The organism is Tenacibaculum sediminilitoris (genome assembly GCF_964513795.1).
In the GTDB taxonomy this organism is placed as follows: domain Bacteria; phylum Bacteroidota; class Bacteroidia; order Flavobacteriales; family Flavobacteriaceae; genus Polaribacter; species Polaribacter sediminilitoris.
The window spans coordinates 12863-37490 of sequence record NZ_CAZEQR010000047.1 but is presented as its reverse complement, the minus strand read 5'-3'; the positions used below and the strand labels follow the sequence as shown (position 1 = coordinate 37490).

Annotated in this window: 22 protein-coding genes and 1 tRNA gene; 16 read left to right on the top strand and 7 right to left on the bottom strand. The window is 33.4% G+C overall.

Annotated elements, in window-relative coordinates; genetic code table 11:
- The first annotated feature begins 65 nt into the window (after positions 1-65).
- Positions 66-2450, top strand: coding sequence for a penicillin acylase family protein (locus tag ACKTSW_RS10640; protein WP_408025246.1), 2385 nt, complete (start codon positions 66-68; stop codon positions 2448-2450).
- 173 nt (positions 2451-2623) lie between these two features.
- Here ACKTSW_RS10640 and ACKTSW_RS10635 read toward each other — a convergent pair whose 3' ends face one another.
- The 7 genes from ACKTSW_RS10635 to ACKTSW_RS10605 all read right to left on the bottom strand — a co-directional run bounded on the left by ACKTSW_RS10635 (position 2624) and on the right by ACKTSW_RS10605 (position 8302).
- Positions 2624-2836 (bottom strand): hypothetical protein, encoded by a 213-nt coding sequence (locus ACKTSW_RS10635; RefSeq protein ID WP_408025245.1) that lies wholly within the window; start codon positions 2834-2836, stop codon positions 2624-2626.
- A 121-nt stretch (positions 2837-2957) separates the two neighbouring features.
- Entirely contained in the window at positions 2958-3692 is a 735-nt protein-coding gene (locus tag ACKTSW_RS10630; RefSeq protein ID WP_408025244.1) for a nitroreductase family protein, read from the bottom strand.
- 50 nt (positions 3693-3742) lie between these two features.
- Positions 3743-5116, bottom strand: coding sequence for an aldehyde dehydrogenase (locus tag ACKTSW_RS10625; RefSeq protein WP_408025243.1), 1374 nt, complete (start codon positions 5114-5116; stop codon positions 3743-3745).
- Between the two features lie 3 nt (positions 5117-5119).
- The gene (locus ACKTSW_RS10620) at positions 5120-6151 is read right to left on the bottom strand and encodes an alkane 1-monooxygenase (RefSeq protein WP_408025242.1); all 1032 of its coding nucleotides are present in this window, start codon (positions 6149-6151) and stop codon (positions 5120-5122) included.
- Between the two features lie 29 nt (positions 6152-6180).
- Complete coding sequence (locus tag ACKTSW_RS10615; RefSeq protein WP_408025241.1) at positions 6181-6867, bottom strand: RluA family pseudouridine synthase; 687 nt, start codon at positions 6865-6867, stop codon at positions 6181-6183.
- 33 nt (positions 6868-6900) lie between these two features.
- Positions 6901-7512 (bottom strand): ribosome biogenesis GTP-binding protein YihA/YsxC, encoded by a 612-nt coding sequence (gene yihA, locus ACKTSW_RS10610; protein ID WP_408025240.1) that lies wholly within the window; start codon positions 7510-7512, stop codon positions 6901-6903.
- Between the two features lie 25 nt (positions 7513-7537).
- The gene (locus ACKTSW_RS10605; RefSeq protein WP_408025239.1) at positions 7538-8302 is read right to left on the bottom strand and encodes an alpha/beta fold hydrolase; all 765 of its coding nucleotides are present in this window, start codon (positions 8300-8302) and stop codon (positions 7538-7540) included.
- 203 nt (positions 8303-8505) lie between these two features.
- On the opposite strand from ACKTSW_RS10605, the gene mraZ reads away from it, so the two are divergent.
- From mraZ to ACKTSW_RS10530, 15 genes are all read left to right on the top strand, one after another.
- Positions 8506-8973 (top strand): division/cell wall cluster transcriptional repressor MraZ, encoded by a 468-nt coding sequence (mraZ, locus tag ACKTSW_RS10600; RefSeq protein ID WP_408025238.1) that lies wholly within the window; start codon positions 8506-8508, stop codon positions 8971-8973.
- Positions 8960-9856, top strand: coding sequence for a 16S rRNA (cytosine(1402)-N(4))-methyltransferase RsmH (rsmH, locus tag ACKTSW_RS10595; protein ID WP_408025237.1), 897 nt, complete (start codon positions 8960-8962; stop codon positions 9854-9856). The genes mraZ and rsmH overlap by 14 nt, the downstream gene beginning before the upstream one ends.
- Positions 9856-10185: an FtsL-like putative cell division protein gene (locus tag ACKTSW_RS10590; RefSeq protein WP_408025236.1), complete on the top strand. Its 330-nt coding sequence runs from the start codon at positions 9856-9858 to the stop codon at positions 10183-10185. The genes rsmH and ACKTSW_RS10590 overlap by 1 nt, the downstream gene beginning before the upstream one ends.
- Before the next feature lie 6 nt (positions 10186-10191).
- Positions 10192-12204: a penicillin-binding protein gene (locus ACKTSW_RS10585; protein WP_408025235.1), complete on the top strand. Its 2013-nt coding sequence runs from the start codon at positions 10192-10194 to the stop codon at positions 12202-12204.
- On the top strand, positions 12205-13671 hold the full coding sequence (locus ACKTSW_RS10580) for a UDP-N-acetylmuramoyl-L-alanyl-D-glutamate--2,6-diaminopimelate ligase (protein ID WP_408025234.1): 1467 nt from the start codon (positions 12205-12207) through the stop codon (positions 13669-13671).
- A 3-nt stretch (positions 13672-13674) separates the two neighbouring features.
- On the top strand, positions 13675-14901 hold the full coding sequence (gene mraY / locus ACKTSW_RS10575; protein ID WP_408025233.1) for a phospho-N-acetylmuramoyl-pentapeptide-transferase: 1227 nt from the start codon (positions 13675-13677) through the stop codon (positions 14899-14901).
- On the top strand, positions 14902-16236 hold the full coding sequence (gene murD / locus ACKTSW_RS10570) for a UDP-N-acetylmuramoyl-L-alanine--D-glutamate ligase (RefSeq protein WP_408025232.1): 1335 nt from the start codon (positions 14902-14904) through the stop codon (positions 16234-16236).
- A 16-nt stretch (positions 16237-16252) separates the two neighbouring features.
- Entirely contained in the window at positions 16253-17443 is a 1191-nt protein-coding gene (locus ACKTSW_RS10565) for an FtsW/RodA/SpoVE family cell cycle protein (RefSeq protein WP_408025231.1), read from the top strand.
- 72 nt (positions 17444-17515) lie between these two features.
- A complete protein-coding gene (gene murG / locus ACKTSW_RS10560) occupies positions 17516-18607 on the top strand; it encodes an undecaprenyldiphospho-muramoylpentapeptide beta-N-acetylglucosaminyltransferase (protein WP_408025230.1) in 1092 nt (363 codons plus the stop codon).
- Entirely contained in the window at positions 18607-19953 is a 1347-nt protein-coding gene (gene murC / locus ACKTSW_RS10555) for a UDP-N-acetylmuramate--L-alanine ligase (protein ID WP_408025229.1), read from the top strand. Before murG ends, murC begins: the two co-directional genes overlap by 1 nt.
- 1 nt (position 19954) lies before the next feature.
- A complete protein-coding gene (locus ACKTSW_RS10550; protein WP_408025228.1) occupies positions 19955-20695 on the top strand; it encodes a cell division protein FtsQ/DivIB in 741 nt (246 codons plus the stop codon).
- Complete coding sequence (ftsA, locus tag ACKTSW_RS10545) at positions 20682-22019, top strand: cell division protein FtsA (protein WP_408025227.1); 1338 nt, start codon at positions 20682-20684, stop codon at positions 22017-22019. The genes ACKTSW_RS10550 and ftsA overlap by 14 nt, the downstream gene beginning before the upstream one ends.
- A gap of 75 nt (positions 22020-22094) precedes the next feature.
- Positions 22095-23960: a cell division protein FtsZ gene (ftsZ, locus tag ACKTSW_RS10540; RefSeq protein ID WP_408025226.1), complete on the top strand. Its 1866-nt coding sequence runs from the start codon at positions 22095-22097 to the stop codon at positions 23958-23960.
- Between the two features lie 69 nt (positions 23961-24029).
- On the top strand, positions 24030-24476 hold the full coding sequence (locus ACKTSW_RS10535; protein WP_408025225.1) for a GatB/YqeY domain-containing protein: 447 nt from the start codon (positions 24030-24032) through the stop codon (positions 24474-24476).
- Between the two features lie 12 nt (positions 24477-24488).
- A tRNA-Arg gene (locus ACKTSW_RS10530) sits at positions 24489-24562 on the top strand.
- The last annotated feature ends 66 nt before the right edge of the window (positions 24563-24628 follow it).

Below are 24628 nucleotides of genomic sequence, written 5' to 3'. Positions count from 1 at the left end.
GAATTTTTTTGATTCCCCAAAAATACGAATTAAATTTCTGATATATTTGGGGAAAACTAATCCTAATGAAGTTATTTAAGAAGCTTTCAAAAATTATTCTATTATTTTTAATTCTGTTAAGTGTTGGAGTTTGGTTGTTCGCAAAAACCTTATATCCAACGTATAAAGGCGAATTACAACTGACATCAATTTCAGATAAAGTCACTGTGTATTACGATGAGATAGGTGTACCGCACATTAATGCACAGAATCAGCAAGATGCTTATACTGCTCTAGGTTATGTACATGCCCAAGACAGGTTATGGCAGATGGAACTCATTAGAAGAATTGCAGCTGGAAGATTAGCTGAAGTTTTTGGGAAAGATTTGGTTAGAGTAGATAAATTTTTCTCTGGATTAGGAATTGAAGAAGCAGCTGAAAAAACTATTCTAGAATTAGATAAAAATTCAGAAGCCTATAAATTAACAGAAGCTTATTTAAATGGGGTTAATCAGTTTATAGAAGAAGGCGCAACACCATTAGAATTTTATTTAGTAGGATTAGATAAAGAAAATTACACGATTAAAGATGTGTACAATGTTTTTGGTTACATGGCATTTAGCTTTGCAATTGCGCATAAAACAGACCCGTTACTAACAGAAATAAGAGAAAAATTAGGAGAACCGTATGTAAATGAATTGCTAAACTCGTTCAATGAAAATTTAACATTGAATAAGACAACCAATAAAATAGAAATTAAGGCAGAATTGTCTTTAGCGGTGAGTGAAATTATGGATAAATTACCTGTAGCTCCTTTCATAGGAAGTAACTCTTGGGTAATTGCACCACCAAAAACCAAAAACGGAAAGGTAATTTTTGCAAACGATCCACATATCAATTTCTCACAACCGTCGGTTTGGTATCAAAACCATATAAAAACACCCAATTTTGAGGTTTACGGATTCAATTTAGCACTGATGCCGTTTCCATTGTTAGGGCATAACAAAGACTATGCATATGGTTTAACGATGCTAGCAAATGACGACTTGAATTTTTATGAAGAAGAAAACAATCCAGAAAATTCAATGAAGTATAAAACTCCTCATGGATACCAGAAATATGAGTTGTGGGATAAGCATATAAAGGTAAAGGGTGGAAGAGACACAATTTATCAAGTAAAAGTGAGTAAACATGGTCCGATTATGAACGGATTGATAGAGCATATTACAGATGAAAGACCAATTGCAATGAACTGGATTTATACGCAGTTACCTAATCAATTGTTAGAAGCATCGTACAAAATGTCACATGCAAATTCGTTACAAGATTTTAAAACAGGAACAGCTAAAATTCACGCACCAGGATTAAATGTAATGTATGGAGATGCTAAAGGGAATGTAGGTTGGTTTGCATCTGCTAAACTGTATCAATTAAGAGATAGTTTGTCTTCTAAAATGTACTTAAATGGAGCTTCAGGAAAAGATGAAATTATAGAGTATTTAGAATTTGAAGAAAATCCGCAAGCAGAAAATCCAAGATGGAATTATGTGTATTCAGCGAATAACCAACCCGATTCTGTGAGAGGGAAGTTATATCCCGGCTATTATCAACCAGAAGATAGAGCTAAGAGAATTGTTCAGTTATTAGAACCTAAAAATGATTTCACTCAACAAGATGTAGCTGAAATGATTTACGATGTTACTTCATCTGTTGTTCCGGAAATAGGAAGGGAGTTGTTAGCAAGTGTAGATAAGTCATCACTATCTCCTTCGGCAAAAAAAGCATATTCGGTGTTGGAAAAATGGGATGGAGAATATGCAAAAACCAACGTTGCTCCGACAATTTACAATCGATTTTTGTACGAATTTTTAACTGCTACTTTCAAAGATGAGTTAGGAGACAGTTTTCAGTTGTTTATCAATACACCGTTACAAGATCAGGTATTAGCTGAACAAGTTAAAAGAGAGCAATCGGTTTGGTGGGATGATATTTCAACTACAGATAAAGTTGAATCTAGAAATGAAATAATTACCATAGCTTTTCAAAAAGCTATTGTGTTTTTACAAAACCAATTGGGAGAAAATGTGGATGGTTGGAAATGGAATCGAGTAATTTCTGTGGAGTATGAGCATGCCATTGGTAAAGCAGGTGGTTTGTTACGTAAATTCTTCAATGTTGGTCCGTTTGAAACCATTGGAGGAAATGAGGTAATTAACAATCAGATTTTTAAGTTGGATAGCACAGGAGTGTATAAAATTCACGGAGGGCCTTCAACACGTAGAGTAATTGATTTTTCTGATGTAGAAAATAGCATTGCTATTTTACCCACAGGGCAATCGGGTAATGTGTTTAGTCCATATTATAAAGACCAAGCGCAAAAATATGTAGATGGTGAGTTTGTAAAGATGAGCCTCAATGAGGAAGATATAAAGAAGAGTAAAAATAAATTGGTGTTTTTACCAAAACAGTAATAAATTAAACATGTCATTTCGACCAGAGGGAGAAATCTTATTAAAGTAAAAGAATATTTCAGTCGTGTCTTCTTCGTGATGACGGTTAGTCAAGTTATATCCTACATCATTGAGAGGGGCGAAGCAATTTTTCCGTTAAAGTGTCCTAATTTTTTTAAAAAATTTCAAGTAATTTATAGCTTAGGTTTTGAATAAATAATATTTCTTAAAACTCTAGGAGTGTCTTCTGAATCAATTTTCTCAAACATTTCATTGATTCCGTACTCTGAGTTAAAATCAGAAATGATTTCAGTACCTGCGATTCTGCCAAATTCAATATCATCTTTTGTAGCCGTTTGGTTAAAAACACAAAGCCATTGGATTTCTTTTTTTTGTTTTTTTATCAAAGACTTGAAACCATTTCTTTTTAAGTGTTTTTAGTTCGACAGAAGCAGAGGTTAAAGATTTTGGGATATGATTGTCAAAAGCATGCTTAGCACTTTCTATTAAGAATTTATCTGTCATATGTTATACTTCTTTATAAATTTCTTCAAAAGGAATTCTAAAACGTTCACCATATACACCTTCAGGTTTACGAATACCACAAGAAACAATCATATTAATTTCTGCACCAAAAGGTAGGTTTAATAAACGTTTTACACGCCAAGTATCAGAACCTTCCATAGGGCAGGTGTCGTATCCTTCAGCGGCCATTGAGAGCATGAATGTTTGTGCTGCTAATCCACAAGTTTTGTGAGCTACAATGCGCATATCACTATTGCGAACTTCACGATAAATAGGTCGGAAAAGACCAATAATAAGAATCATTAAGTATTTAAGCCATCCAAAAATTCCAAAAAAATCAAAGTAGGTAAACGGAATCAATTTTCCGTAGTAGTTACGTGCTACTTTTTCTCGACTTCGTTGTTCTGATTTTGGATTGTTTTTACCAAAAACTTTATCCATAAAAGCTAAATTAGCTTTGGCTCTTTTACGCCATAAATCCTTACGAACCACAAAAACCACTAATTGTTGCGCAGTTTTAGCTGCATTTTGATTAAAACACAAAGGAGCTATTTTGTCGATTGTTTCTTTTGAAGTAATATGATAAAACTCCCATAGTTGCATGTTGCTACTGGTAGGAGCTAAACTAGCTTGCTCTAAACATTTTTTTACAATAGAAGTGTCTATCGGTTTTTCAGGGTCGTACACTCTTACTGAACGACGATAATTAACTGCTTCTGATACGGTTTTTTCACTCATTTATTATGGTGTCTTGATTTTTGTGTCTGATTGTCTTTTGTCTAACAAAACTATCCCAGTTTCATTAAAGTTTTTAATTGTTGCAATTTTCCTTTGTATGGAGCATATCGAGTAGGAATGTCTAACCAGGTTCCGCGAGAAACCACTCCTTTATGATGAGAAAACGTATCAAACGTTTGCTTTCCGTGATAAGCTCCTATACCACTTTCTCCCACACCGCCAAAAGGCAATCTGTGATTGGCAAAATGAACTGTAGTGTCATTTATGGTTCCGCCTCCAAATGAAAAACGTTGAATCATTTTTTTAGCAAATGAATTTCGATTGGTAAAAACATATAAGGCCAAAGGTTTGTCATATTTAGCAGTGACTTTTTCAATATCCGATTCGTTTTCGTAGGAAATTAGCGGAAAAATAGGTCCGAATATTTCACCTTTCATTACTTCACTATCCAAACTAGGTTCATCAATTAATGTAGGGGCAATGTAGCGATCGTCTCTATCGGTTTGTCCGCCTATCACACAGTTTTCATTTTCTAGCATTAAAGCTAAACGATCAAAATTACGAGTGTTAACAATACGTGGGAAATCAGGAGAGTTTTGTGGGTTTTCTCCATAAGCTCTAAAAATTTCTTCTTTAAACTGTTGTATAAATTGTTCTTTAACCGATGTATGAATCAATAAATAATCAGGAGCAATACAGGTTTGTCCACCATTAATGAATTTACCCCAAACCAAACGTTTTGCGGCCAATTTAATATTGGCGGTTTCATCAATGATACACGGACTTTTTCCTCCTAATTCTAAGGTAACAGGGGTTAAATGATTGGCAGCAGCTTTGGCTACTATTTTACCTACAGGAACACTACCTGTAAAGAAAATATAATCCCAACGTTGGGCTAGCAATTCTGTGGAAACATCTACACCTCCTTCAATTACAGCAACATGGTTTTTGTCAAAAACAGCTTCAATAATTTCTTTGGTAATTTTACTAGTGTTGGGTGTTAGTTCTGAAGGTTTTAGTACCACGGTATTTCCTGCGGCAATTGCGCCAAGTAAAGGTGCAAAAGCTAGTTGGTATGGGTAATTCCAAGGAGCGATGAGAAGTACAGTTCCGTAAGGTTCTTTATAAATTTTTGCTGAGGAAGGAAAGTTTAACAAAGATGGTAGTACACGTTGAGGTTTGCTCCAAGAATGAATATTTTTTATGGCCATTTTTAATTCAGCTAACACAATAGAAGTTTCGGTCATTACTGCTTCGTATTCCGGTTTTTTAAAATCATCGTGCAATGCCTTTATAATGTCTTTTTCTCTAGCAATAAGCTCTTTTTGCAATCTTTTTAAAGCACTTTTTCTAAAGGATATATCTTTGGTTTGTTGCGTAGCAAAATAGTTTTTTTGCGACTGAACCAATTCGGGAATATTCATAAGCTATAAGTCTTGTAATTTTTTATTCATTATTGAAAACCATAATGGTGGAATTAAAGCAACGAGCATCATACCCGGATATCCTGTTGGCATTTGTGGACTTTCAGGTAACGATTTTAAAAGTTGATAATGCTTACTTCCGTTATAATGATGATCAGAGTGACGAGATAAATTAAAAAGCATTAACAAACCTATTCTGTGGTCTGAATTCCAAGAATGAGTTCGTTTTACACGTTCATAACGACCTTTTTCGTTTTGTTTACGTAGTAATCCGTAATGTTCTATATAATTTACAGTTTCAAGTAATAAAATTCCAAAAACAGCAGCAGCTACAAAGGCGAATAGTGCTTTTAGTCCGAAGAAATAGAAAATGCCTACTAATAATAGAATGTTGCAAAGTGTATAAATAAGCATCCTATTTTGTAGGTGAAACCATCTTCTATCAGAGCTTTTTAAACGTGTGTTTTCTGCTTCCCAAGCTTGGTAATAACTTTGAAAATGAGAACGAATCCAAAATAGGTAAACAATCTCATTTTTTCTTGCAGTAGCAGCATCATTAGGAGTAGCTACATTAAAGTGGTGTCCTGCATTATGGTAAGGTAAAAAGTGAGTGTCTAATGAGGTTAATAGTAAAATTTCGCCTAATAATTGATCAAAACGATTATTGCGATGTCCTAGTTCATGACCTACATTAATACCAATTACGCCACATAGTAACCCCATAGCAGAAACTCTTCCTATATACTCTAAAGTAGTTAGTTCAATGTCTTTCATCATCCATAAAAACCATCCTAAAAAAAATAATTGGACAGGAACAGTTGCATATAATATATAGGTGTATAATTTGTTTTCTTTTTCTCGCTGCTCTTGTTCTGCATTAAGATTCTCCTTATCAGGATTGAAAAGTAATTCAAGTAGCGGAACCAAACCAAAGAAAACTAGTAAAGGGAGCAAGGTTATCCAACCTGTGCTGGTAAACGAAATGTAAACGGTGGCAGGAAGTATTAAAATTGCTAAAAACTTAAGAGCTTTCATCTTGGGTGAAATTTGTCTAAATATACAAATTACAAACAAGCATCCCAAACGGGATCAGAAGGAGTTGGGGCAGTGATTTTAATAAGTTCTTTACTAACGGGGTGTGTAAATTCAATTTTTCGAGCATGCAAATGAATACCTCCGTCTTTATTACTTCTTTTAGCTCCATACTTTAAGTCGCCTTTGATAATAGCGCCAATGTTAGATAATTGTACACGAATTTGATGATGACGCCCTGTTTCTAAGTCGATCTCTAATAATGAATAATTGTCTAAATTTTTAAGTGTTTTATAGTGAAGTATGGCTTTTTTACTTCCATCAACCTCTTTAGTAAAAGCAGCGGACTTATTATTCTTTGGGTTCTTTTTTAGATAATTTATTAAGGTGTCTGTGGCTTTTTTAGGCTGCTGTTGAACTATTGCCCAATACGTTTTTTTAATGGTTTTGTCACGTAACATTTTGTTTAGTCGTTCTAAAGCTTTTGAAGTACGTGCGTAGATAACAATACCTGTAGTTGGGCGGTCTAATCGGTGAACGGTTCCTAAAAATACGTTTCCAGGCTTGTTGTATTTGTCTTTGATGTATTCTTTAACAACATCTGAAAGCGGTTTGTCACCAGTTTTGTCACCTTGCACTATATCGCCTGCACGCTTATTAACAATTATAATGTGGTTGTCTTCGTGTAAAACCTGTAAATTTTCTTTAGTAGAATGCATGGTCGATACTTCTCTTAAAGGATGATTGAAAAATTATTTAAAATTTTCTGCAACGTCTTCGTTTACTTGGTCAATAAAGTTTAAAAACTCATCACGTCCCATTCCTGTAGATGAAGAGGTAACAAAATTCATTGGTAGTTCTTCCCAGAAGTTTAGTAACTTCTTTTTGTATGAGGTAATTTGTTTGTTAAGTTTAGAGCTTCCTAATTTGTCTGCTTTGGTAAAAACAATACAAAAAGGAATACGATTTTCGCCTAAAAACTGCATGAATTCTATATCTATTTTCTGCGGATCGTGACGAGAGTCAATTAAAACGAAAGTGCATACAAGTTGTTCACGTTCTTTAAAGTAATTTTCAATAAAATATTGAAAAATGGTACGTTTCTTTTTTGAAACCTGTGCATAACCATATCCAGGTAAATCAACCAAAAACCATTCGTTATTAATCATAAAATGGTTGATGAGTTGTGTTTTTCCTGGTTTTCCAGAAATTTTAGCTAAATCTTTACGCTCCATTAACATATTGATTAATGATGATTTACCAACATTAGAACGACCAATAAAAGCATATTCAGGTATTCTGTCTTTAGGTGCTTTGGTAACATTGCTGTTACTCATTACAAATTCAGCAGATTTTATTTTCATACTATAAATTAAGCTTATTTAGCTGTTATATTTTGCGTTTAGAAAGCCAGTCTTCTAGAACTTCATTAAATTCTTTTGGGGTTTCCATCATCGCTGCATGTCCGCATTTATCAATCCAAAATAAATCGGCATCAGGTAAGAGTTTTTTGAAATCTTCAGCTACTTCTGGTGGAGTAACACTGTCTTGTTTTCCCCAAATTAAACATGTAGGTTGTTTCATGTTGGGTAAATCCTTAGCCATGTTATGACGAATGGCACTTTTAGCAATAGCTAGGGTTCTAATCAGTGTATTTCTATCGTTAATAACATCATATACTTGATCAACTAGTTCTTCGGTTGCAATCTCTTTATCATAAAAAACATCTTGTGTTTTTTTTCTCACAAACTCTTTGTCTCCTCTTTTGGGATAGCTATCTCCCATAGAGTTTTCGTAAAGTCCAGAACTACCTGTTAAAACTAGAGCTTTAACATCTTTAGGGTAGTGCTTAGTGTAGTATAAAGCTATGTGACCACCCAGAGAATTTCCCAGTAAAGTAACATTTTTAAGTTCCTTGTGTTCTATGAAATCATGTAAAAATTTGGCTAAATTTTTTACGTTAGTTTTAAGGAGAGGTAAGGTGTATAAGGGTAATTCTGGTATAAAAACTTGATATCCTTTTTTTGAAAGATGATTAAAAGTGGAGTCAAAATTACTTAAAGCACCCATTAAACCATGAAGTATAATAATTGGGCTTCCTTCTCCTGCTTCTGCGTATGTGAATTTGTCTTCTTTCTTTAAAAATTCAGTCATATATGTTTCTGATTTGACTTAACCACAAATGTAGTTCTTTTTTATTACTTTTTCATTTTTATTATTCCGCCTAAAGTAGTTGTGTAGAAGTCTTTTAGTATCAGTTTTTTAGCTTAAAAATTAAAACTTATTAACAAAGTGGTAAAAAGTGGTAAAAAGTGGTAAATATTTTTTATTTTTGATGCAAACTATAGTTTCTTTACGTGGTAAATTTAATTGGAACATATGAATGTAAGGTGGATGCTAAAGGAAGGTTGATGGTGTCATCAGCGTTCAAGAAGCAGTTGTCTTCTGTGTTGCAAGAAGGTTTTGTGATTAAACGCTCTGTTTTTCAGTCTTGTTTAGAGTTGTATCCGATGCAAGAGTGGAATTTGATGATGGCAAAAATCAATAAACTAAATCGATTTGTAAAGAAAAATAATGATTTTATCAGAAGATTTACAGCCGGTGTGAAGGTGGTAGATATAGATGCTTCTGGAAGGATATTGATTCCGAAAGATTTATGTCAGTTTGCGGGGATTGAAAAGCAAGTAGTGCTTTCTTCTGCAGTGAATATTATTGAGATTTGGGATAAAGATAAGTATGAAAAAGTAATAGATGATGCTGTTGTTGATTTTGCTGATTTGGCAGAGGAGGTAATGGGTAATACGGAAGAAGATGAGTTATCATAATCCAGTTTTGTTGAAAGAAAGTGTAGACGCACTTAATATAAAAGAAGATGGAGTTTATGTAGATGTGACCTTTGGAGGAGGAGGGCATTCTCGAGAAATATTAAGTAGGCTAGGGGAAAAAGGAAGGTTGTTTGCTTTTGATCAGGATCCAGATGCACAGCAAAATAAAATTGATGATCACCGCTTTGTGTTGATTGGGGAAAATTTCCGATTTATAACTAGGTTTTTACGTTTTTATGGTGTAAAAAAAGTAGATGGTGTGTTGGCTGATCTAGGTGTGTCATCACATCAATTCGATGAAGCAGAAAGAGGATTTTCAACTCGATTTGATGCAGATTTAGATATGCGAATGGATCAGAAGTCAGAGCTGTCTGGAAAGAAAATCATCAATACTTATACAGAAGAACAATTGTCAAATGTGTTGTTCTTGTATGGAGAACTACGTAATGCTCGAGCTCTAGCGAAGACTATTGTTGAGATGAGAATTACTGGAGAAATTAAAACAAGTTTTGAATTAAAAGAGGCGTTGCAAAAGTTTCTTCCGAAAGCAAAAGAACATAAAATTTTAGCGCAAATTTTTCAAGCTATACGAATAGAGGTAAATCAAGAATTGGAAGTATTGAAGGAGTTTTTACAGCAGATTCCAGATTTGTTAAATGAAGAAGGAAGATTGAGTGTGATTTCATACCATTCGTTAGAAGATAGGTTGGTGAAGCGATTTATAAGAACAGGACTGTTTAGTGGGGAACCAGAGAAAGATTTTTATGGTAACACTAGCGAGCCACTTAAAAAAGTTGGTAAAATGATTATACCAACAAGAGAAGAAATAAAAGAAAATAATAGAGCACGTAGTGCAAAATTAAGAATAGCAACATTAAAGTAATGTCTAACGTAAGAAAGAGTATATACGATCTTTTAAGAGGGAGTTTTCTTACAGACGAAAGTTCTTTTAAGAATTGGCGGATTTTGATTTTTGTTGTAGTGCTGTTGTTAATTATGATTTATAGTTCGCATAGTGCAGATGCAAAAGTGGTGCAAATAGCGGCGCTGAATAAGAAGAAAAGAGAGTTGCGGGCAGAAGATGTGGATACGAGTACTCAACTAATGCGAATGAAGTTAGAAAGTAGTATTCGAGATAAGGTAAAAAGTAAAGGATTGTGTCCTGCAAAAAAACCGCCCCAAAAAATTAAAGTAACATATAATAAAGAGTAATAAAAAATGGTAGTAAAAAAAGGCATATTAAACAAACTCTATGTGGTTGTTGTTTTAATGACGCTTTTCTTTGTAGTTATCATTTTTAGACTTTTTAAACTTCAATATGTAGAAGGAGATAAGTATAGGAAGCTTTCTGAAGAAAAAACAGTTAAAAACGACACCATTTTTGCAAATAGAGGAAATGTGTATGCAGCAGATGGTAATTTGTTGGCAACCTCTATGTCGAAATTCACCATTCGTATGGATGTAGAGTCTGTAGATTCTGAAGTTTTTGAAAAAAATATCCGCGCACTTTCCGAATCTCTTTCTGGTTTGTTAGGGAAACCTTCAAGTTATTATCAAAAGAAATTACGTAATGCAAAAAAACATAGAAATCGTTATTTGTTAATAGCTCGTAATGTTGGGTATAATGATTATGTAAAAATGAAAAGCTTCCCAATTTTTAATAGAGGGGTGTATCGAGGAGGATTTATAGCTGAACAAAAAACAGTTCGTGTTCATCCTATTGGTAAAATAGCAGAACGTACTATTGGGTATGATGATTATAGAGGAGGAGCAGGAATTGAAGGTGCTTTTGCAGATTATATGCAAGGTGAAAATGGTTGGCGTTTAAAGCAAAAAATAGCTAAAGGGCAATGGAAGCCAATCAATGATGTAAATGAGAAAGAACCTATAGATGGAAGTGATATTATTACAACAATAGATGTAAATATCCAAGATATTACACACCATGCTTTGTTAAGGCAAATGGAGTATTTTGAAGCAGATCATGGTTGTGCTGTGGTGATGGAGGTAGAAACAGGAGAAATTAAAGCGATATCTAATTTGGGAAGAACTTCTACAGGTAAATATTACGAAAAAAGAAATTATGCTGTATGGGAGAGTCACGAACCAGGATCAACCTTTAAACTAGCTAGCTTAATGGTAGTTTTAGAAGATAAAGTTGCAGATACTTCAACTGTGGTAGATTGTGAAAAAGGAAGGATCTATATTAATAACCGTAAAGTAGAGGATAGTAAAAAAGGGGGATACGGAAAAATATCATTAGCAAGAGTGTTTGAAGTTTCTTCAAATGTTGGAATTGTAAAAACAATACAAAAACACTACGATAAGAACCCAAAAAAATTTACGGATAAAATTAAGTCTTTTGGTTTAGATCAAATGACAGGTGTTAAAATAAAAGGAGAAGGGAAGCCTTATATTCCAAACCCCTCAGAAAAAAGTTGGAGTCCAACTTCGTTAGAATGGATGGCTTGGGGGTATGGAGTTTCTCTTACCCCATTACAAACATTAGCGTTTTACAATGCGGTAGCTAATAACGGAAAATTGGTAAAACCATATTTTGTTAAAGAGTTACGTGTAGGAGGAGAAGTAGAACAACGTTTCGGTACAGAAGTACTGAAAGAAAAAATAGCTTCTCAAGAAACGTTGGATAAAATGAGAAAAGTAATGGAGAATACTATAAAGTATGGAACAGGGAAAGAAATATATTCTCCAAATTTTTCAATGGCGGGAAAAACAGGGACGGCAAAAAAGTATATACCAAGAATTAAGAATGCTAAAGGAGAATATGAAGGCGGGTATTATTCAAATGAAAAATATGTAGCTTCTTTTGCAGGCTTTTTTCCGGCAGATGAGCCGAAATACTCTTGTATTGTAGTAGTTCATAGCCCTAAAAAAGAAAAAGGATATTACGGAGCTACGGTAGCTGCTCCTATATTTAAAGAAATAGCTCAAAAAATTTATACTTCAACAGCAATTAATAACCAGTTTGTCTCTGATGAAATTTCAGAAAAAGTTCTCGATCAAGAATATCAAGAATATTACCAAAAATTAAGAAAGTATAAAACAATTATGCCTAAAGTGATAGGTATGAGTGGGATGGATGCAGTTGCATTATTAGAGAATATGGGATTGAAAGTTAAATTTTCAGGAGTAGGAAAGGTAACAGAGCAATCTGTAGAAAGAGGAGTGAAAGTCTCAAAAGATGCAACGATATATTTAAAATTATCATAGTTGAAAAGATTAAAAGACATATTATATAAGGTAGCTGTAAAAGAGGTTTACGGAAGCACAGATGTTGATATAAACAATATTCAGTTTGATAGTAGGCAAGTGAAGAATGGAGATGTTTTTGTAGCTCAAAAAGGTGTAACTGTAGATGGACATCGGTTTATAACAAAGGCAATATTATTAGGTGCTAAAGCTGTTGTTTGCCAGGAAATACCAGATGATAAAAATGAAGAAGTAACTTATATTAAAGTAGAAGATTCAAATACCGCATTAGCAATACTAGCAGCAAATTATTATAATAACCCATCAAAAAGTTTGCAGTTAGTAGGAGTAACAGGAACAAATGGTAAAACTACAATAGTAAGTTTATTGTATCAATTGTTTATAAAAGCAGGATACAAAGTTGGGTTGTTGTCAACAGTTCGAGTGATGGTTGATGAAGAAGAATATAAGGCAACACACACAACACCAAACTCCGTAGCGATAAATAACTATCTATCAAAAATGGTTGAGGCTGGGGTTGATTATTGTTTTATGGAAGTAAGTTCTCACGGAATTCATCAAAAACGCACTGAAGGGTTAGAGTTTTCAGGAGGTGTGTTTACGAATTTATCGCACGATCATTTAGATTATCATAAAACATTTGCAGAATATCGTGATGTGAAAAAATCGTTTTTTGATTCGTTACCAAAATCGGCATTTGCTTTGGTAAATATTGATGATAAGAATGGAAGTATAATGATGCAAAATACAAAAGCGAATAAGCAAACCTATGCGCTAAAAACAATAGGAGACTTTAAAGCAAAAGTATTAGAAAAAAGTCTTTCAGGAACTTTATTGGCAATCAATGGAGTAGAAGTTTGGACAAAGTTAATAGGTGAATTTAATGCTTATAACTTGTTAGCAATATATGGAGTAGCTGAGTTGTTGGGACTTGAAAAGATAGAAATTTTACGAATTGTAAGCGAGTTAGAAAGCGTAAGTGGACGATTTCAGTACACAGTTTCAACTGAGGGGGTTACAGCAATAGTAGATTACGCACACACGCCAGATGCATTAAAAAATGTGTTGCAAACCATTAATGATATTCGAACAAGAAATGAAACAATAATTACTGTTGTAGGTTGCGGAGGAGACAGAGATAGGACGAAACGTCCTAAAATGGCATTAATAGCATCTCAGTTAAGTGATCAGGTTGTTTTTACTTCAGATAATCCTAGAACAGAAGACCCACAGTCAATAATTGATGAAATGGAAGAAGGAGTTGCTGCGGGAAATTATAAAAAAACACTATCAATTGTAGATCGAAGACAAGCTATAAAAACAGCTTGTAAACTAGCAAGTTCAGGAGATATTGTACTTATCGCAGGAAAAGGACATGAAACCTATCAAGAAATAAATGGTGTTAGGTATCATTTTGATGATTTAGAAGAAGTAACCAACTATTTTAATCAACTAAAAAAACACTAACGAATGCTATATTATTTATTTCAATATTTAGAAAGTGAGTTTAGCTTAACAGGAGCAAGTGTGTTTCAGTTCATCACATTTCGATCTGCTATGGCGTTCATATTATCTCTGTTAGTTTCAACTATTTTTGGTAAAAAAATAATCAATTACCTAAGAAGGCAGCAAGTTGGTGAAACAGTAAGAGATTTAGGTTTAGACGGTCAAGTACAAAAAACAGGAACACCAACTATGGGAGGTGTGATTATAATCCTAGCAACGTTAATTCCGGTGTTGCTGTTAGCTAAGTTAGAAAACATATACATTTTACTTTTATTGATAACCACCGTTTGGATGGGGCTTATTGGATTTGCAGATGATTATATAAAAGTATTTAAAAAAGACAAGGCTGGATTAAAAGGAAAGTTTAAAGTGCTAGGACAGGTAGGCTTAGGCGTAATTGTAGGTTCTATGCTGTATTTTCACCCCAATGTAACCATAAAAGAACAACTGCCAGTTTCAGAACAAGTTGTGCAAGTAGATGGTAAAAAGAAGGTATTTGGAGAAGCACATAAATCAACAAAAACAACAGTTCCTTTTTTAAAGGATAATGAATTAGACTATGCAAAAGCATTTAGTTTCTTAGGAGAAGGGTATGGAAAGTATGGATGGATAGTCTTCATCTTTGTTGCTGTCTTTATTGTTACAGGAGTTTCAAATGGGGCGAACTTAACAGATGGAATAGATGGTTTAGCAGCAGGTTCATCAGCAATAATGGTGATAACTTTGGCGATTTTTGCGTGGGTATCTGGGAATATCATTTTTGCAGATTATTTAGATGTGATGTATATCCCAAAATCAGGAGAAATGACAGTGTTTATCTTGGCTTTTGCAGGAGCATTAATAGGATTTTTATGGTACAATACTTATCCAGCACAAGTATTCATGGGAGATACAGGAAGTTTAACTATTGGAGGTATCATAGCGGTAATAGCAATTGCCATAAGAAAAGAATTATTACTGCCAATTTTAGCAGGGATATTTGTGGTTGAAAACTTATCAGTAATACTACAAGTTTCGTGGTTTAAGTATACCAAAAAGAAATTTGGGGAAGGAAGGCGAATTTTTAAAATGTCTCCTTTACATCACCACTATCAAAAGCTAAATTATCACGAAAGTAAAATTGTAGTTCGTTTTTGGATTGTAGGAATTTTATTAGCGGTATTTACCATAGTAACGTTGAAGTTAAGATAAATGAAAAAATTAGTTGTGCTTGGTGGGGGAGAAAGTGGTGTAGGGACAGCACTTTTAGGAAAGCAAAAAGGATATGATGTTTTTGTTTCAGATAAAGGAAGTATAGCAGAGCGATATAAAAAAGTTCTTTTACATAGTTCAATCGACTTTGAAGAAAACCAGCATACAGAAGAAAAAATTTTAAATGCTGATGTGGTGATGAAAAGTCCAGGAATTCCAGAAAAAGTATTGCTTGTACAAAAATTAATTTCAAAAGGAGTTAAAGTAATTTCTGAAATAGAATTTGCTTCAGAATTTACAGATGCTAGAATTGTTGGAGTTACAGGTTCAAACGGAAAAACAACCACAACCATGTTAATACATTATGTATTGAAAGAAGCTGGTTTAAATGTGGGAGTTGGAGGGAATATAGGTGATAGTTTCGCAAAACAAATAGTTGACAATCAATATGATGAATATGTGTTAGAATTAAGTAGTTTTCAGTTAGATGGTATAGAAAAATTTAAACCACATATTGCAATAATTACCAATATAACACCAGATCATTTAGATCGATATGAATATAAGTTTGATAACTATATAAACTCAAAATTTAGAATTACAAAAAATCAAACAAAAGACGATTTTTTAATATATGACGCCGATAACGAAGCAATTCAAAATTGGTTAAAAAACAATAAAACAGAAGCAACGCTAGTGCCATTTTCAGTAGAAAAAGAATTGGAGTACGGAGCTTTTTTAAGACAAGACACGATAATAATGAAAATTAATACAGAAGAAAAATTAATGAAGGTTTCTGAACTAACGTTACAAGGAAAACATAATACTAAAAATGCCATGGCTACATCGATGGCAGCAAAATTATTAAAAGTAAGAAAAGAAACAATCGCAGAGAGCCTATCTGATTTTGAAGGTGTAGAGCACCGTTTAGAAAAAGTACAAAAAGTAAATGGAATTGAATTTATTAACGACAGTAAAGCAACCAATATAAATGCAGCTTTTTATGCATTAGAATGTATGGATAACCCAACAGTTTGGATTGTAGGTGGTGTTGATAAAGGAAATGATTATACCGATTTATTACCTCTAGTGAGAGAAAAAGTAAAAGCGATAGTTTGTTTAGGGTTAGATAATCAAAAAATTATAGACACTTTTGCTAACGTAGTTGATGTTGTGGTAGAAACTGCCGGAGCAGAAGAAGCAGTAAAAGTAGCATATAAAGTAGCGCAAAAAGGAGATACAGTATTGTTATCACCAGCATGTGCTAGTTTCGATTTATTCGAGAACTATGAAGATAGAGGAAGAAAATTTAAAGAAGCTGTAAGAAATATATAATGTAGAATAAAGATTGATGAAAAACATCTTTCGACATATAAAAGGAGACCGAGCCATTTGGGCTATAGTTGCAGTATTGGCAATATTTTCATTTATGCCAATATACAGTGCAAGCACCAATTTGGTATATGTAGTTGGTAACGGATCTACCTTAGGGCATTTGGTAAAACACATTGTATTGTTAATTACTGGGTTTGCTGTTATTTACGGAGTGCATAAAATTCCATATAGGTATTTTAGCGGAGGTTCAGTTTTAATGCTGCCTGTAGTTGTTTTACTACTGGTTTTTACCTTGGCGCAAGGAACAACTATTGGAGGAGCTAATGCGAGTAGGTGGATTCGTATTCCGTTTGTGGGTATTGGGTTTCAAACCTCTACATTGGCAGGGCTAGTATTAATGGTATATGTAGCACGATACTTGGCAAAAAATAAAGAAAAAGTAATTTTTTTTAAAGAAAGCTTATTGCAATTATGGCTTCCTGTAGGATTGGTGCTAATATTAATATTACCAGCAAATTTTTCAACTACTGCTATGGTGTTTTTTATGATTTTAATAGTATCATTTATAGGAGGGTATCCATTGAAATATATAGGTTATATCTTAGGAATAGGACTTTTTGCATTTCTGTTTTTTATACTGGTAGCTAAAGCATTTCCAGATGCAATGCCTAACCGTGTAAACACATGGAAAAGTAGGATTGAAAGTTTTTCTCAATCAGACGGTGAAGAAAATTATCAGGTAGAAAAAGCTAAAATAGCTATAGCAACAGGAGGGGTTATAGGAAAAGGACCAGGGAAGAGTGTACAGAAAAACTTTTTACCACAATCGTCATCCGATTTTATTTATGCAATTATTGTTGAAGAGTATGGGTTTGCTGGAGCAATTGTGGTGATTTTTATTTACTTTTTGTTGCTCTTTAGAATTTTAATAACTGCTAAAAAAGCTACTACCATATTTGCAACTCTATTAGTTGTAGGGGTAGGAATTCCCATTGTTTTTCAAGCAATGATAAACATGGCAGTAGCAGTGAATATTTTACCAGTAACAGGACAAACACTTCCGCTAATTAGTAGTGGGGGTACCTCTATTTGGATGACATGTTTTGCATTAGGAATGATTTTAAGTGTAAGCGCTTCTAAAAATGAAACTGAAGAAACAATTTTAGATGATAACCCTTTAGATATTTTACATGAAACATTGGATTAAAAATACAGATTTATGGGTTGGAACTATTATGAGTTTCACATACAACCATAATGTTAAAATAAAAAAGATTGTATGAAACAGTCAATTAATGTCATAATAAGTGGTGGAGGTACAGGAGGTCATATTTATCCTGCCATAGCGATTGCTAACGAAATAAAAGTTCGTTATCCAGAGGCTAATATTTTGTTCGTTGGAGCAAAAGATAAAATGGAGATGGAAAAAGTTCCGCAAGCAGGATATGACATTGAAGGGTTGTGGATTTCAGGAATACAAAGAAGATTAACTCTAAAGAACTTACTATTTCCATTTAAACTGTTAAGCAGTTTATGGAAAGCATATCAAATCATACGAAAATTTAAACCAGATGTAGCTGTGGGTACAGGAGGTTTTGCAAGCGGGCCAACATTAATGGTAGCTAACAAAAAAGGAATACCAACCTTAATTCAAGAACAAAATTCGTACCCTGGAATAACCAATAAATTGTTAGGGAAAAGAGCACAAAAAATATGTGTCGCATACGATAATTTAGAGCGCTTTTTCTCAGAAGAGAAAATAGTAAAAACAGGAAATCCAGTTCGTCAAGATTTACTATTTATTCATACGAAAATAGAAGAAGGAAAAGAATTTTTTGAATTAGATACATCAAAAATAACAATTTTAATATTAGGAGGAAGCCTTGGTGCTCGTAAGATAAATCAGTTAGTTGAAGCAAATTTAGATTTCTTCAAAAGACAAGGAGTTCAATTGATATGGCAATGTGGTAAGTTGTATTTTGAAGAATATAAAAAATATGATGAACTAGAAAATATTCAAGTACATCAGTTTTTAAATAGGATAGACTTAGCGTATGCTGCTGCAGACTTTATTGTGTCAAGAGCAGGAGCAAGTTCAGTGTCAGAATTATGTATAGTGGGTAAACCAACTATTTTTATTCCATCACCAAATGTTGCTGAAGATCATCAAACAAAAAACGCAAAATCTATTGCAGATAAACACGGAGCATTAGTAGTTAAAGAAAATGAATTAGATACATTTCCTGTAGTGTTAGAAACCTTGCTGAAAGACAAAGGTAAGCAAGAAAGTTTAAGTGAAAACATTAATGAGTTAGCATTGCCCAATGCAACCAACCATATCGTTAACGAAATAGAAAAATTAATTAGTTAGTGAATTTAAAGACGATACATAACGTTTATTTTATAGGTATTGGCGGAATAGGAATGAGTGCCATAGCTCGCTACTTTTCTGTCAATGGAAAAGTAGTTGCAGGGTATGATAAAACACCAACACCTATCACTAAGAGTTTAGAAGAAATAGGGGTCGAAGTTCATTTTGAAGATGTTATAAAGAATATTCCAATTTCATTCTTACATAAAGAAAAAACATTGGTGGTTTATACACCAGCAGTTCCTAAAAATCACTTACAATTAAATTATTTTAAAGATAACGGATATACAGTTTTAAAAAGAGCAGAAGTGTTGGGAGAAATAACCAAAAATACTTTTTGTTTAGCTGTGGCAGGAACTCATGGAAAAACAACAACATCTTCTATTCTAGGACATATTATGCAGCCTGAAAAAGCAACTTCTTTTTTAGGAGGTATTGCAGAAAACTACAATTCTAATTTAATTTTAGGAGAAGATAAAGTTTCAGTAGTTGAAGCCGATGAATTTGACCGTTCGTTTTTAAAACTATCACCCAACATTGCATGTGTAACCTCTATGGATGCTGATCATTTAGATATCTATGGGGAAAACGAATTCTTACAGCAATCATTTAGAGATTTCGCAGGTAAAGTTTCTGACACTTTGATTGTCGCAAAAGGATTACCGTTAGAAGGGTTAACTTATGCTGTAGGTGAAGAAGCAGACTATAAAGCTTATAATGTAAAAATAGAAGAAGGAAAATATGTTTTTGATGTAAAGACACCAACATCAGAAATTAAAAATATAGCATTTCATTTACCAGGAAACCATAACATGATGAATGCTTTAGCAGCATTAGCTATAGCAGATGTATATGGTGTTTCATTAGAAAAAATTAAAAAACAATTAGGAACTTTCAAAGGAGTAAAACGTAGGTTTTCTTACAAAATTAAAACAAAAGATGTTGTACTAATTGATGATTATGCACATCATCCAACCGAAATAAAAGCAGTAGTACAATCTGTTAGAGAAATGTACCCAGAAGAACAAGTACTGGCTGTATTTCAACCACACCTATTTAGTAGAACTAGAGATTTTGTAAACGATTTTGCAGAAGCATTATCGTTATTTGATGAAGTATTGTTATTAGATATTTATCCAGCCAGAGAAGTTCCAATTAAAGGAGTTACTTCTAGCTGGCTACTAGAAAAACTCACTATTGATACTAAAAAGTTAATATCAAAGGAGAAATTAAGTGACGAAATAATCAAATCTGAGTCAAAAATTGTGACAATGTTAGGTGCAGGAGATATTGGCTTATTAGTTGATGAAATAAAAAATAAATTAGAAATAAAACACAAAAAATAAAATGAAAAAATTAGCAACATACTTGTCTTTTTTCTTGCTGCTGATGTTTTTGGTGTTTTTATATGGTTTTACAACCCATAGAAATGGAGCAAAAAAAGTAAAAAATACGGTAGTAGAGTTTGCTGCTGGAGACAATAACTTTTTGACACACAGTATGGTTGATAAATTGTTAATACAAAATAATGAATTTGTTAAAAACCAACCAAAAAGATTGGTAGATTTACACTTTTTAGAAGCTAACGTTTCGGCAAATCCGTATGTTGAAAAAACAGCTGTGTTTTTAACTGTAGATGGAGTGTTAAAAACTATTATAAAGCAGCGAACACCGATAGCTCGTATTGTTGATAAAGACAAATCTTTTTATGTTGATAAGTATGGGGTAAAAATTCCTTTATCAACAAATTTTTCAGCAAGAGTGCCGTTAGTTTTAGGAGTAGGGGAGCCTGAAGAAATCAAAGAATTAACAACGTTAATAAAGATAATAAATAGGAATAGTTTTTTCGCTAAAGAAATTATTGCTATTCAAAGAGACGCTCAAAATGAATATACGTTTACGGTTCGTAGTGGCGATTATAAAATAATTTTTGGAGAGTTAAAAGGTGCTTCAATCAAGTTTAAAAAGCTAACAGCATTTTATAACAAAGCATTTTCAGACAAAACCATTAACAATTATAAAGCGATAAATGTAAAATACCACAACCAAGTTGTGTGCACAAAACAAAATCAAGATGGAAAACAATAAAATAGCAGTTGGTCTAGATATTGGTACAACCAAGATTGTTGCCATGATTGGTCGTAAAAACGAATATGGAAAATTAGAAGTTTTAGGTATTGGTAAGGCAAAAAGTTTGGGCGTAAAACGAGGGGTAGTTAATAACATTACGCAAACCATACAATCTATTCAGCAAGCAGCAGAAGAGGCAGAAAGCATTTCAGGTTACAAAATAGAAGATGTAGTAGTAGGTATAGCAGGTCAGCATATACGTAGCTTACATCATAGCGATTATATAACAAGAGAAAAATCAGAAGAGGTAATTGACGCCAACGACATAGAGAATTTAGTTAGTCAAGTACATAAACTTGTAATGTTGCCAGGTGAAGAAATTATACATGTATTGCCACAAGAGTTTAAGGTAGATAGTCAGCCAGATATAAAAGAACCTATAGGGATGTATGGAGGTCGATTAGAGGCAAACTTCCATGTAGTAGTAGGTCAGGTGTCTTCTATACGCAATGTAGGAAGATGTATAAAAAGTGCAGGATTAAAACTGTCAGATATTACTCTTGAGCCCTTAGCATCAGCATCAGCGGTATTAAGTCAAGAAGAAAAAGAAGCAGGAGTTGCTTTAATAGATATAGGAGGAGGAACTACAGATTTAGCCATATTTAAAGACGGAATTATTCGTCACACGGCGGTAATTCCTTTTGGAGGAAATGTAATTACTGAAGATATTAAAGAAGGTTGTTCAATAATAGAGAAACAAGCGGAGTTATTAAAAATTAAGTTCGGTTCTGCATGGCCAGGAGAAAATAAAGAAACAGAAATTGTTTCAATTCCAGGTTTAAGAGGAAGAGAACCGAAAGAAATAACACTTAAAAACTTATCAAAAATAATCCATGCGAGAGTTCAAGAAATTATTGAGCATGTATATTTAGAAATTAAGAATTACGGACACGAAACTCAAAAAGGGAAATTAATAGCTGGTATTGTATTAACAGGAGGTGGAGCTCAATTAAAACATTTACGTCAGTTAGTAGAATATATTACTGGAATGGACGTTCGTATTGGTTATCCAAATGAACACTTAGCAGGAGACTCTGATGAAGCATTATCGAGCCCAGCATTTGCAACAGCTGTAGGTTTGTTAATGGAAGGTTTGCAAAAGGAAACAGAAGAAAAAGTAGTTGAAGAAGCATCAGAAATGTTAATGGAAGAAACTATTGTAGAAGAAAAAGAAATCATAGAAGAAGTCCAAGAAGAACAAGAATATAAAGCGAAAAAATCTAAATCATTTTTTGATAAGTTTACAGAACGATTCAAAGAATTTTTAGATAACGCAGAATAATAGATAAAAACTCCTAATTAATCCCCTAAGAAGGAGTGTAAAATTGAATAAGAATTAATAAAAAGGAAAGTTATTATGAGCGCAGAATTCGATAACATTTCATTCGACATGCCAAAAACACAATCGAATGCCATTAAAGTAATTGGTGTTGGTGGGGGAGGAAGTAACGCAGTAAACCACATGTATAGTAAACAAATTCACGGAGTAGATTTCGTAATTTGTAATACTGATGCACAAGCATTAGAAAATAGTCCAATACCTAATAAAGTTCAATTAGGCGCACACTTAACTTCTGGGTTAGGCGCAGGTGCAAACCCAGAAATTGGAGCACAAGCAGCGGCTGAAAGTATGCAAGAAATTCAACAAATGTTGAGCACACATACCAAAATGGTTTTCATTACCGCAGGTATGGGAGGAGGTACTGGTACAGGAGCAGCTCCAATCATAGCTAAAATTGCAAAAGACATGGATATTTTAACGGTAGGTATCGTTACTATGCCATTTCAATTTGAAGGAAGAATGCGCTCAAAACAAGCTCAAAAAGGAATTGATGAGCTACGCAACAATGTAGATTCATTAATTGTTATCAATAATAATAAACTGCGTGAAGTTTATGGTAATTTAGGGTTTAAAGCAGGATTCTCTAAAGCAGACGAAGTATTAGCAACAGCAGCAAAAGGAATAGCAGAGGTAATTACACATCACTACAAACAAAATATCGATTTACATGATGCAAAAACGGTATTATCAAATAGTGGTACAGCAATTATGGGATCTGCTAAAGAAACTGGCGCAAACAGAGCAAAAAATGCCATTGTAAAAGCATTAGATTCACCATTATTAAACGATAATAAAATTACAGGAGCTAAAAATGTATTATTATTAATCGTTTCAGGAGGTAATGAGGTAACCTTAGATGAAATAGGAGAAATTAATGACTATATCCAAGATGAAGCAGGTTACGATGCTAATATTATTATGGGTATCGGCGAAGATGAGTTATTAGAAGATGGAATAGCAGTAACAGTTGTCGCTACGGGCTTCGCTGCTGATCAGCAAGGAAATATTACCAATACAGAAGTAAAAAAAATAGTTCATACTTTAGAAGATGAACAAAAAGCAACTTATAATTTTGGAGATCAAAAAGTGCAAACAGCTCCAGTAATTGATGAGCCTATAAAAAACAAATCATCAAATAAAGTTGTTCATGTTTTAGAGGAAGAAAAATCTGAGCCAAAATCAGAGATTATTCCTACAACAGAGGCAATTAAAAATATTGAGGTAGCATACGATGAAATCGAAATAGAAACAATTTCTGAAGAAGATTTTATCATTACCAATATAGCTGAGCCTAAAGTAGAAGAAAGAGACGTAAAAGAGCAACCAACGCAACAAGACTTGTTGTTTGATTTACCATTAAACTCTTACGAAGAAATTAAGCCAGCCTCACATTTAGTTGAAACGACTAACGAGATTAAAAATATTGAAGTAAAAGCAGAAGAAATAGCATATCATAAAATTGAAAAACGATATGTACTAGACGACTTTAGTGCACAGCCAACAATTGGTAAAAGCTCTACTCCAACAATTAAAGAAGAAGAAGTAGAAGAAGAATTGCAGTTTGAAGTAAAATCTAAAACACAAGAAGAAATTAATAATATAGAAACGACAAGCGAAGAAGTTTCTCCTTTAAGTCTAACGATATCCGAGCTACAAAAAAGAGCACAAGAAAGACGTGAAAAAATGAAAGGTTTTAATTACAAATTTAACGATCAAGTAAGTAAAAATATTGATGAAATAGAACGTCAACCTGCTTATAAAAGATTAGGAGTAGATATTGATGCAGGATCAGATATTAGCAAGTCAGATACCACATTAAATACAGATAATAACGATTTATCACGTTCTAATAATTCGTTTTTACACGATAATGTAGATTAATGAAAGAATAATACTTATTTTTAAAATCCCGATTTATCGGGATTTTTTAATATTTAAAATAGATAAACTATGAGTTTGCAAAAACAGGTGATGAATAAAATGAAAGAAGCTATGAAGTCTAAAGATACGGTAGCTTTAACAGCTTTAAGAGCATTAAAATCAGCTTTTATGATAGCAAATACTGAAGCGGGTGCAGGAGAATTATCAGAGGCAGAGGAGTTAAAGATTATTCAAAAACAAATAAAGCAACGTAAAGACAGTGCCATGGTGTTTGCAGAGCAAGGTCGTAACGATTTAGCAGACCCAGAATTAGCAGAAGCGGCAATTTTAGAACAATTTTTACCAGAAGCTTTAAGTGAAGAAGAAATAGGAGAAGTTATAGAGAAAACAATTGCAGATGTTGGAGCTGAAGGGATGAAAGATATGGGGAAAGTAATGGGGATAGTGTCTAAACAATTAGCAGGAAAAGCTGATGGAAAAACGATTTCAACAATTGTAAAAGCTAAATTAGCTTAATAAAAATTTAAAGACTCAGTAGTTCAACTGGATAGAACATCAGATTTCGGCTCTGAGGGTTGGGGGTTCGAGTCCTCTCTGGGTCACAAATACACTTGTAATTTTTTACTTTTAAGGATAAGCTTATAGGTAATTTTTAAAGAATCTATCGT

Excerpts from the sequence above, each read along its gene's own strand:
- ACKTSW_RS10640 (WP_408025246.1), top strand. The coding sequence starts at position 66 with ATGAAGTTATTTAAGAAGCTTTCAAAAATTATTCTATTATTTTTAATT.
- ACKTSW_RS10630 (WP_408025244.1), bottom strand. The coding sequence starts at position 3,692 with ATGAGTGAAAAAACCGTATCAGAAGCAGTTAATTATCGTCGTTCAGTA.
- ACKTSW_RS10625 (WP_408025243.1), bottom strand. The coding sequence starts at position 5,116 with ATGAATATTCCCGAATTGGTTCAGTCGCAAAAAAACTATTTTGCTACG.
- ACKTSW_RS10620 (WP_408025242.1), bottom strand. The coding sequence starts at position 6,151 with ATGAAAGCTCTTAAGTTTTTAGCAATTTTAATACTTCCTGCCACCGTT.
- ACKTSW_RS10615 (WP_408025241.1), bottom strand. The coding sequence starts at position 6,867 with ATGCATTCTACTAAAGAAAATTTACAGGTTTTACACGAAGACAACCAC.
- yihA (WP_408025240.1), bottom strand. The coding sequence starts at position 7,512 with ATGAAAATAAAATCTGCTGAATTTGTAATGAGTAACAGCAATGTTACC.
- ACKTSW_RS10605 (WP_408025239.1), bottom strand. The coding sequence starts at position 8,302 with ATGACTGAATTTTTAAAGAAAGAAGACAAATTCACATACGCAGAAGCA.
- rsmH (WP_408025237.1), top strand. The coding sequence starts at position 8,960 with ATGAGTTATCATAATCCAGTTTTGTTGAAAGAAAGTGTAGACGCACTT.
- ACKTSW_RS10590 (WP_408025236.1), top strand. The coding sequence starts at position 9,856 with ATGTCTAACGTAAGAAAGAGTATATACGATCTTTTAAGAGGGAGTTTT.
- ACKTSW_RS10585 (WP_408025235.1), top strand. The coding sequence starts at position 10,192 with ATGGTAGTAAAAAAAGGCATATTAAACAAACTCTATGTGGTTGTTGTT.
- mraY (WP_408025233.1), top strand. The coding sequence starts at position 13,675 with ATGCTATATTATTTATTTCAATATTTAGAAAGTGAGTTTAGCTTAACA.
- murD (WP_408025232.1), top strand. The coding sequence starts at position 14,902 with ATGAAAAAATTAGTTGTGCTTGGTGGGGGAGAAAGTGGTGTAGGGACA.
- ACKTSW_RS10565 (WP_408025231.1), top strand. The coding sequence starts at position 16,253 with ATGAAAAACATCTTTCGACATATAAAAGGAGACCGAGCCATTTGGGCT.
- murG (WP_408025230.1), top strand. The coding sequence starts at position 17,516 with ATGAAACAGTCAATTAATGTCATAATAAGTGGTGGAGGTACAGGAGGT.
- ACKTSW_RS10550 (WP_408025228.1), top strand. The coding sequence starts at position 19,955 with ATGAAAAAATTAGCAACATACTTGTCTTTTTTCTTGCTGCTGATGTTT.
- ftsA (WP_408025227.1), top strand. The coding sequence starts at position 20,682 with ATGGAAAACAATAAAATAGCAGTTGGTCTAGATATTGGTACAACCAAG.
- ftsZ (WP_408025226.1), top strand. The coding sequence starts at position 22,095 with ATGAGCGCAGAATTCGATAACATTTCATTCGACATGCCAAAAACACAA.
- ACKTSW_RS10535 (WP_408025225.1), top strand. The coding sequence starts at position 24,030 with ATGAGTTTGCAAAAACAGGTGATGAATAAAATGAAAGAAGCTATGAAG.